Source organism: Halomonas sp. (assembly GCF_029263665.1).
Taxonomy (GTDB): Bacteria; Pseudomonadota; Gammaproteobacteria; order Pseudomonadales; family Halomonadaceae; genus Halomonas.
Genome location: NZ_JAJUFQ010000044.1, coordinates 1 through 9,233 on the forward strand (window position 1 = coordinate 1; position 9,233 = coordinate 9,233).

Below are 9,233 nucleotides of genomic sequence, written 5' to 3' on the forward strand. Positions count from 1 at the left end.
CGACGCGGTAGTCAGGCGGTGGATCTCGGGACTGACCAACGCACGACTGGAAGGGATGAACGGCTTGTTCCAGGCGGCTCGGTCACGCGCACGCGGCTACCGGAACGAGGCCAACTTCATCGCCATGATCTACCTGATTGGTAGCCCAGTGGGCCGCCTGTTCGATCAGGCCAAATCCACGTGAAGTGACGAAGAACCAAGGTATTCCCGAGTATCAGGCTAGCGTGGTATGCCACACTTTCCCCCCTGTAAACGAAGGGGTAGTCAGCTTTCGTCAGAGGCTTCCGTCGTTGGCTGCATCAACTCACGGCTGACCTGGATGCTCTTGCCATGCACTCGCACCAGACCTGCCTGTTCCAGTGCCTTGAGAGCACGGCCTGCCATCTCGCGGGTGCAGCCGGCCATCATGGCCAGCTCCTGGCGAGTGTAGTGGATGGTGACACCGTCGTATTTGGCCTTGGCCGCCAGGTGGGAGAGCTCCTGCAGGCAGCGGCGAATACGGCCTACCACATCGTGGAAGGCAAAGTCGCTGGCGCGCTGGGTGGTCTTGAGCAAGCGCACCGAGAGTTGCTGACCCAACGCATAGAGCAGCTCTGGGTTGGTTCTCGCCAGTTCGTGAAAGCTGTGGTAGGAGATCATGCCCACCTCGCAGTCGGTGTGAGCCATCACCCAGGCGGAACGGGGCAGGTCAGGACAAAAGATGCCCATTTCGCCGGCGAACTCCCCTGGTCCCAGGTAAGTGACGATCATCTCCTGCCCCTGAGGACTGATGACCGCTACCTTGGCTACGCCCTTGACGAAGTAGAGCAGAGAGGTGGCCTGGCTTCCACCATTGAGCACCATCTCCTTGCGCGAGAGCTGGCGGCGGTGGCAGTGTGCCAGCAGGAGTGACTCCAACGTATCGTCGAGAAACGGCGAAGACATGTTTAGTCGCGCTCCAGGGCCCAATGGGTTGCACCCACGGCATCGACGCCGGGCTCGATCTGGTACTCGAAGAGTAACCCCGCCTCGTCAGCGGCACCGCTCAGGGCACCGGCCATCGCGCTAGGTGAGAGTTTGTCGCTGCGTAGATAGCCAGCATTCGAGAGACTGCCACCGCCGACTACGTGCACCTTGCCAGGTAGAGACTCGGCATGCACATCCAAACGGGCGGCGAAGCGTTGCTGCTCGAAATCCACTACCAGGCCTGGGTGGCTGATGCTGGCCGTCTCCAGCTCACTGTTGCGCTTGATGTAGGCCTCATAACTATTGAGATTGAAGTAGGCCTTGCCGCGGTCAGGCAGCTGGCGCTCTGGGGTTGCAGTTTCCACCAGGCCAAACACGCTGTTACCGACGTTGGCATACTGGCGAGAGCTTTCTCCGCCGTGGAGCAGTCGCGATATCTCGGCAGCGTACCCCTCGTTATGGTCGCTCCAGCGTCCCCACATGATCGTGGGGGTTTCCACCAGGCCACGGTCGCGGGGCTGGATCTCGCTAGCCGCATTACCCCGTTCCACCGCCTCGGTGATCAGTCCCGTCTGGGCCATATAGTGCTCGGCCTGCTCCAGGGCTTCCTCATAGTTGCTGGCCCCGGGGAGGGAGTCGCCGGTCACCAGCCAGTCGCCTTGCTGTACAGTGGCTGGTGCTTGAACTCCGTTCAGTGTCGACTCGGCGGGATGCGGCGGACGGAATTCGTTCGGCGTAATGCCTTCCTGGGTGAGCCGTGCCGCTGCATCGCCCTGGCGTATTTCGAGCAGTAGATCGCGCTGGCTCTCGAAGAGCTCCGCGGCACCTGGCCCCGCGCAGGGCCCCACTCCTCCCTGATGGCACGCCGCTGACAGCGGAGCCATCACTACACCACCCCGCTTGACACTGAGGCGGCTAACCTTATTAGTAGAAAGTACGCTGAAGTCGGTGCCGCGGATACCGATGGCGGCGATGGGGGTATCCAGGCGGAAGCGCTCCTTGCTGCGCGCACCAATCTCTCCACTGATGGAGCGTGCCACACCGTAATGCAGAGCGAGGTTGGCGCGCGAGGCACTGGGGTCTTGCGGGGTGAAGCGATAATGCACGATGCTCAGGGCGCTCTCACTGCGTAGGCTGATCACGGCGCCATCGACCATTCGCAGATGCACATAGCCATCCACACCGGTCTCCAGTCGGTCACCCTCGTGGATGGTGGTGTCGGCCGTCAGTGCCCGTTGCTGGGTATCGCGCTCCAGCATCGCCACACCGCTCACGAAGCTGACTCTGCCCGCCGGCGTACTTGCCGACACCAGTGGAGGTGACAGTATTAGGTACAGCAGCAGGCACAGCAGTACCCAGGTAGCCGGCCTGATATCGATACGCCCCATTTTTTCTCTTTGCATGGTATGAATATTCCCTTTCAGCCAAGGGTGAGGTTCTGCCCGACGCTTGTACTCTACGGCACCGCGAGGCCGCTAGAGTATACATTCTGATGTGTCGGAGGCTCGGCAGAAGTCATCAGATCGATCATATCCCTCTCATGGTAAGCTAATGCACCTACCTCACCAATGATAACTCGCTTTGCCAGACGATTTGCCTACCCTACATTACCCGCGACGGTGGTCGGGGCTGCTGTTGGCCTTTCTATTGGGGCTGCTGCTCGGTGAGCCTGCACGTGCCGTAGAGGAGGGCGTGTTGCTGCGGCGCTTGTCCGAGGACCCGCTGACGGGTGTCTATGCGTGGCTGCAACGCCAGCCCGTGCCTTCGGCGTCGGTTGAGGCGGCTCGGCATCATCAGTGGCTGGGGCAAATGGCGATGCAGCTAACAGACTACTCCGCCGCCGTGGAGCACTTTGAGGCTGCTGTCCTTGCCAATCCCTATGCGCTCGGCTCACGTCTCGAGCTGGCCATCGCGTATACGGAGCTGGGGAACGAGTCGGCGGCTCGAGCCAGTCTGCGCGGGTTAGAAGCCTATCGCGGAGAGACTCCCTTGCCGCCGGCGGCCGCGCGTACTCTGGCGCAGCTCGAAACGCGGCTCAGTCGTGGGCAGTCAAGCACTGCCGGCGGCTGGTCGTCGGCCCTCCAGGGCACTGTTACCGCCGCCCAAGGGTACGATAGTAATGCCAACCTGGGTTCCCGGCACCGCACCATCCCTCTCAACCTGTTCAACATGATCGCGGATGAAGCGGTACTGGCCGATGCCAGCCGTGCTCAGTCCAGTCGCTACAGCCGCTTCGGGTTGACAGCCAATTTGCCCGCTGGCCTTCTGCTGCCAGGGAGCGATCAGGAGTTCGCTGACTGGCGGCTGCTCGCCGGCATGGGAGCGCAGCGCTACCACGATCTGAACTCCCTGCACCGCCGGGATGCCTACCTGGGTGTCGAGTGGCAGCGTTCGCAGGACCAGCGTCTCTCCACCATGCTGCAGCATCAGGACGTCGATGGCATCGGTACGGCCTGGTACCTCGATGCGGACTTTCGCCAGCTGCTGGCTGGCGACTGGATGGCGCAAGCCGGCCTGCAGTGGCAGCGTGAGCCTGTCGGCCGCCAGAGTCAGCGTCTCAGCATCGGTCTGTGGCGCCAGTGGGGTGGCGCGCTGATGTGGGGAAGTGCCAGCTGGCAACATAAACCCGACCGCCCGGCCGGTGACACCTGGCGGCTGCGTATGGGGGCCCAGAGCCCGACATGGCACTGGAGAGCCCTGGAGGCGAAAGGGTACATGCACCTGATGGAGCGCCATGACACCGAGCCATACAACTATGTGTTCTTCGGCGACCAGCGGCGCAGGGAAACCACCGCCACCCTGGGCGCACGCGCCAGTCTTCCACTGATGAGTGCCCTCGATCTGGTGGTGGATGCGCGCTGGGAGAAGACATGCGCCAGCCTTGAGCTGTTTGACACTGACCGCTGGAGTCTGGAGGCCGCCCTGGAGTGGCACTGGTAGGGGGGGAGCCTCACCGGGGCCTGGCGCGGCCGGTGACGTTACGGCCACAATGGCGCCTTGGTATTTCTCGCATTTATGCTAGTCTAAGGCCGGTTCTTGCGCGGAGCGACCCTCCCGCTGACAGTTTTTTCATGGGAAGTGTGAACTGCTTCACAGTTTTGTCAGGCAGAGACCGCATAATTCAATCTACCCTTGCTAGGGTAACCGTTCCCCATTGTGGGGAACGACTCGCAGGCCGGGCTGACGGGCCCAGGCCCCTTCGGGGTAACCAAGCGTCTGCAATGTCGATTCGACAACCAAATGGAGTTTGAACACATGGCAACTGTTGCTGAACAAATCCAGAAGGTCTATATCGGCCTGCTGGGCCGTGCCGCCGACAAGGCTGGCCTGGACTACTGGACTGGCGAAATCGAAAGTGGCGCGCTCACCCTTGAGCAGCTGCGTGCCAACATTGTGGAAGAGCAGCCCGAGTACCAGAACGGCATCGGCCAGATGACGCGTGCCCAGGCGGTCAACCAGCTCTACCAAAACCTTTTCAATCGCAGCGCCGAAGATGAAGGCCTGGACTACTGGGTCAATGGCGGCGGTGCCGATGTCAGCTTCGACCAGCTGGTGCTGGCTCTGGTGGATGGCGCTTCTGCTGCCGATACCCTGGCGCTGGACAACAAGGTCCAGGTCGCTCAGTACTACACCGCTCAGGCTGGTGCTAACTATGATGAGTCTGGCGCACGCAGTGCCATCGACGGCGTCGACGGCGATACCGACCTGGCCGATGCCCGCGCCGACGTGGATGACTCCCTGAGCGGAGAAGGCAACAACCTCGAACTGACCCAGCGCGCCGACAACTTGACTGGCACAGACGGTAACGATGTCTTCACCGCCCCGGTCACCCAGGATGAAACTGGCTCCGGTGCCGTGGCCAACACCTTCGAGACCGGTGACGTGCTCGACGGTGGTGAAGGCCGCGATGTGCTCAACGCCGACCTGACCGCTTCCCTGTCTGGTTCCGTGCCGATCGCGCCGACCATTTCGGCCGAAACTGACAGCATTGAAGTTGTCAACCTGCGCGCCCAGTTCCCGAACCTGGCCGACACCACCATCGACGCCGAGAAGATGAGCGGCGTGGAAGAGTGGTGGAGCGACAATAGCCGCAGCGGCATCCTGGTCGAAGACATTCGTTCCAACCCGGATGATACCGCCTTCGGCATGCGTGATACCGATCCGGGTGTGAGCTTCGCTTCCTACTTCAACGCCAACTTCCTGGAAGGTGGTGCGGTGGTAGGCGCCTCCGCTTTCAACTTCACCATCCGTGAGCTGAATGCCGCCAGCGACGAGCTGAAGGACATCACCGTTAACGGCATTCGCTTCGAGCTCAACGGTGAGCGCTACCAGCTGGGTGGTGCCGACGTCGAAGCCGCCAATACCTGGGCCGAGCTGCAGGCTGCTCTGCAGGCCGAGATCAACGCCACCGAAGGTCTGGAAAATCTGACCGTCGCCCATCGCGGCAATGGCCAGTTTGTGGTGACTGATCCGCAATCTGGTGATTTTGTCGTCGACCCGGCCGGCACCGTGATCTCTTCCTCCACCACCAACGAGGTGAAGGACGCCTCTCTGGGCGTGCCGCAGATCACCGATCTGCCTACCGAAACCGATGTCTTCCTGGATGGTGCCGGTAATGGTTCCCAGGGTGGTGTCATGGACGTGGGTGTGATGTCCGGCAGCCGTGGCGTGGAAGTCTTCAACGTTAACGTGCTGCATGACAGCCATCTGGCGACTGAGGGCACCGTCGCGCCGGCTGCACTGATGTCCAGCAACCTGCGTACCGGTGAGCAGTATCTGGAAGAGGTCTACGTCGAGGGCGAGGGTAGCCTGTTGCTGGGTACTTCCAGCGTCGTGGCTGGCGTTTCTACCACCACCGATGACCGCCTGCAGAACGACGGCCTGGTCGATGTGCGCGTCTTCGATGCCTCCGGCTTCGAGCAGGAGCTGAAGCTGGGTGCGTCGCTGACCAACAACTCCATCAGCCGCTATCTGGATGACGCCGAAGAGCCGGTACAGTTCACCTACAACCTGGGTGATGGTGGCAGCAACTTCTCGCTGAGCCTCGCCAATACGCTGAGCACCGACAACGATTTCATGCTTGAAATCAATGGTGGCGCTCAGGACGACCGCATCAACCTGTCCGGCAACTACTCGCTGGCCAACGTCAGCATCGACGGCGGTGAGGGTCGCAACACCCTGGAGACCTCCAGCTCCATCGGTGTGGACCCCTCCAGCACCCCGACGGCGTTCGAGAACATCCAGAAGCTGGTACTGGCCGGTAATACCCCTATCAACGCCGATATGACCCCGCTGGCCGGTGTCGAGGAGCTGGTGGTTGCTACTACAGGCGGTGCAAGCTCTCAGATCAATGATCTGGAAGCTGATACCACTGTTTCCCTGAGCGGCAAGAACCAGACCCTGGGCAACCAGAGCAACGCCTCCCAGGCTATCGGAACGATTAATCTGGTAGATGCTGAGGCGACCACCCAGCGCATCGATCTGGATAACACCGCGCGCAACAGCGGCGTGCTGACGGTAGCTGATATCCTCGTGACCGGCGCCAACAGCAATGTGGATGAACTGCTGCTCTCCTCCAATGGCGAGCGTGACACCGCAAACGTTGTGGGTGACATCCAGGCTGCCGGCGCCTCTGAGGTGACCTTCGAAGGTACTCAGAATCTCAGCGCCAACATCTCTAACCTGGCAACCACGCCGAATCAGGCTCTGACCGTCGACGGGTCAGCACTTGAAGGCGACCTGCGGTTGGGCATCGATGCTGGCCTGCTGGATAAAGACAGCACGGACAAGCTGGTTGGTACCGCAGGCGATAACGACGAACTGCTGTTCGATGGCACCTTCGCCGTGGATGGCAGCGGCAATGCTAAGGCATCCACCAATATCAGCGAGTTTGAAACCGTTACATTCGGCATGGCTGCTGGTGCCGAGGGTCGCTTCGACGCCTCCAACACCACTGGCGTCGAACTGTACGAAATTGCCAACCTGTCCAACGACCTGACGGTTGATGGCCTGCGCGGCACCGAGAATGTGCTGATCAGCCACACCGGCATCACCGAGGACCTGGCGCTGACTGCCGGTGCCAAGGCAACCAGCAACACGCTCAATGCTGAAGTGGTTACTGATGCAGTTGGCAACTCATTTGGTGGTAACCTCTCTGTTGATGACTATCGCACGATCAACCTGGAGATGAACAACGCGTCTGATCCTCAGATTCAGGTCAACTTCACTCCGAACCTGGTACTCAACGGCTTTGGTGATGGCGCAACAGCAACTGTTGCAGATATCAACAACGGCGATGCCGGCAGCAACTATGCGCGTGAACTTAACCTGACAGGTGGCCGCGATGGACAAAACACCTACACAGGTGGTGTGTCTAACAACGTAGCGGATACGCTGACGTTGAACAACTTGACCAATTCCCTGACTAGCATTGATGTCTCAGGCTTCAAGGGTGAGTTTGCCGGTAGCTTTTCGCAGGCAACGGACAGTACCGGTGCCACCTTTACGGATACCGATGTTCTGAAAGAGCTCAATACCAACACCACCATCACAGTGGGTGAGTATGAGTTCAGCTGGGACAACAGCGCGTCGCGTGATACCACCAATAATGACTTCGCTGTCACCACTTTCAAGTTCACCGAGGATGCCTACACCGATGGTGTCGTCTGGCAGATTGACGGTTTCCTTCAGGATTCGGGCAACTCTCAGAACCTGGATGTCCTCGACCTGCGCGGTTTGGGTATCGAAGGCGTAAGCCAGCTGAACATCGAGTACGGTGTAATTACTGGCGGTAGCTTCGATAACTCAGGTGGTGGTCTCTACAATTCAGGTACCACAGATGCTGCTCAGATCACGCATAACGGTGACATGAACTTCGAGATCCTGTTGACAGGCCTCGATAGCAGCCTCGCCAATGGTCTCGAGCCCGGCGCAAACTTCATGTTTGCGTGATCTAAGATCCATTGATCGACGACTGGCTCTATGAGCCGCAAGGCCGCCCTTCGGGGCGGCCTTTTTTGTTATGCTTGCCGCCTACCCCACACCATCGAGGAGCGCTGATGTTTAACCAGCTCACCATCCTTGACGCAGAGCAGCATGCCTTCCTGCGCTTTTCTGCCAATCAACCCTACGACTTTGCCCGCGAGCAGGTGCTGGTGCCCGTGGTTTCCAGCGAGATCACCCGAGTGGCCCGAGAAATGCCGGTGGTCTTTCCGGTGGGCAGCGAAGTGCCCCAGGCACTTGCCGGCATGCCACCGGGCATCAACGCTCACGTTCAAAGTTCCGGCCACTGGCAGGGACGCTATATTCCCGCGCATATTCGTCGCTATCCGTTCATGCTCGCCCCCCTGCCCAAACAGCAGGAGACCGACGAGCAGCGCTATGCCATGCAGTTTGATGCCGCCGCTCGCCATTTCGAGTCGGCGGAGGGTCAGCCGCTGCTGGATGCTCAAGGCCGACCCACCGCACTGCTCAAAAAAATCCAGCAGGTGCTGATCACCTTGATGCGAGATCATGCGCACACGGCCCAACTGGTGGCCGAGCTTGAACAGCACGAGTTGCTGATGAAGAAAGACATTACCCTGGGGAAGGGTGACAACGCCCAGACAATCAGCGGAGTTCGCATCGTTAACGAAAGCGTACTGCGTTCGCTTGAGCCACAAGCTCTGGCCGAGCTACGTGATAGCGGTGCTCTCGCACTGGCCTATGCTCATGTGCTTTCACTAAGCAACCTTGATGACGGCATTATTACGCGACTTGGAGCGGCCGCCAAAGCAACGCCTGATATCGACGAGCTGTTCGGCGGCGACGACTTCACCTTCGATTTCGATGGCTAGCCTAGACTGGCCACACAAAATGGCGGCCGGAGATATTTCCGGCCGCCAGAGTGTATGCTGAACGATGGTTGGTCAGGCGATGGCGTAGAAATCGGGTAGTGGCTCCTCCACACCGATCGACTCAATCTCGGTAACATTCAGATGATAGTCGAAGCGCCCATCTCCGCCATCATCCGGCCCACTGGCAAAGTTGGTGACCACAATAGTGAACTGGCCGCTTTCCGGTGCCACGAACTCGGCCATGGGATCGCCAAAGGGGCCATCTTCGAAGGGGATCTCGTCATCGCCATAGGTAAGCAGGCGGGGATCACTGGCTCTTCGTCGTTGGGTGTGGAATTCGCCCCCTGAGCTGGGCCAGGATATGACCTCCACGACGACAGGAGGCATGGCATGGACGGCACCCAGATTCTGACCCTCGGCCTGGGCCTGGAAGCGCCCTGGATCCTCAAGGAC

7 protein-coding genes are annotated in these 9,233 nt (G+C 60.0%); 4 read left to right on the forward strand and 3 right to left on the reverse strand.

The genetic code is table 11. The features are described 5' to 3' along the window. Window positions 1-184 (forward strand): transposase (locus Q1K07_RS21035; RefSeq protein ID WP_300315850.1); only part of this gene is annotated, 184 nt, incomplete at its 5' end. A gap of 80 nt (window positions 185-264) precedes the next feature. Here Q1K07_RS21035 and Q1K07_RS21040 read toward each other — a convergent pair. Next, on the reverse strand, window positions 265-924 hold the full coding sequence (locus Q1K07_RS21040) for a cyclic nucleotide-binding domain-containing protein (protein ID WP_300315853.1): 660 nt from the start codon (window positions 922-924) through the stop codon (window positions 265-267). Window positions 925-926: 2 nt separating this feature from the next. After that, window positions 927-2,348: a FecR family protein gene (locus tag Q1K07_RS21045; protein WP_300315856.1), complete on the reverse strand. Its 1,422-nt coding sequence runs from the start codon at window positions 2,346-2,348 to the stop codon at window positions 927-929. A 232-nt stretch (window positions 2,349-2,580) separates the two neighbouring features. On the opposite strand from Q1K07_RS21045, the gene Q1K07_RS21050 reads away from it, so the two are divergent. The 3 genes from Q1K07_RS21050 to Q1K07_RS21060 all read left to right on the forward strand — a co-directional run bounded on the left by Q1K07_RS21050 (window position 2,581) and on the right by Q1K07_RS21060 (window position 8,780). Continuing rightward, on the forward strand, window positions 2,581-3,885 hold the full coding sequence (locus Q1K07_RS21050; RefSeq protein ID WP_300315859.1) for a hypothetical protein: 1,305 nt from the start codon (window positions 2,581-2,583) through the stop codon (window positions 3,883-3,885). Window positions 3,886-4,200: 315 nt separating this feature from the next. Then, window positions 4,201-7,896: a DUF4214 domain-containing protein gene (locus Q1K07_RS21055; RefSeq protein ID WP_366945102.1), complete on the forward strand. Its 3,696-nt coding sequence runs from the start codon at window positions 4,201-4,203 to the stop codon at window positions 7,894-7,896. A 107-nt stretch (window positions 7,897-8,003) separates the two neighbouring features. Beyond that, entirely contained in the window at window positions 8,004-8,780 is a 777-nt protein-coding gene (locus tag Q1K07_RS21060) for a SapC family protein (protein ID WP_300315865.1), read from the forward strand. A gap of 72 nt (window positions 8,781-8,852) precedes the next feature. On the opposite strand, the gene Q1K07_RS21065 is transcribed toward Q1K07_RS21060, so the two are convergent. Beyond that, a partial coding sequence (locus Q1K07_RS21065; RefSeq protein WP_300315868.1) for a hypothetical protein occupies window positions 8,853-9,233 on the reverse strand: 381 nt, incomplete at its 5' end.

Bases quoted from the DNA above. Each gene is read 5' to 3' on its own strand.
- Q1K07_RS21040 (WP_300315853.1), bottom strand. From the start codon at position 924: ATGTCTTCGCCGTTTCTCGACGATACGTTGGAGTCACTCCTGCTGGCA.
- Q1K07_RS21045 (WP_300315856.1), bottom strand. From the start codon at position 2,348: ATGCAAAGAGAAAAAATGGGGCGTATCGATATCAGGCCGGCTACCTGG.
- Q1K07_RS21055 (WP_366945102.1), top strand. From the start codon at position 4,201: ATGGCAACTGTTGCTGAACAAATCCAGAAGGTCTATATCGGCCTGCTG.
- Q1K07_RS21060 (WP_300315865.1), top strand. From the start codon at position 8,004: ATGTTTAACCAGCTCACCATCCTTGACGCAGAGCAGCATGCCTTCCTG.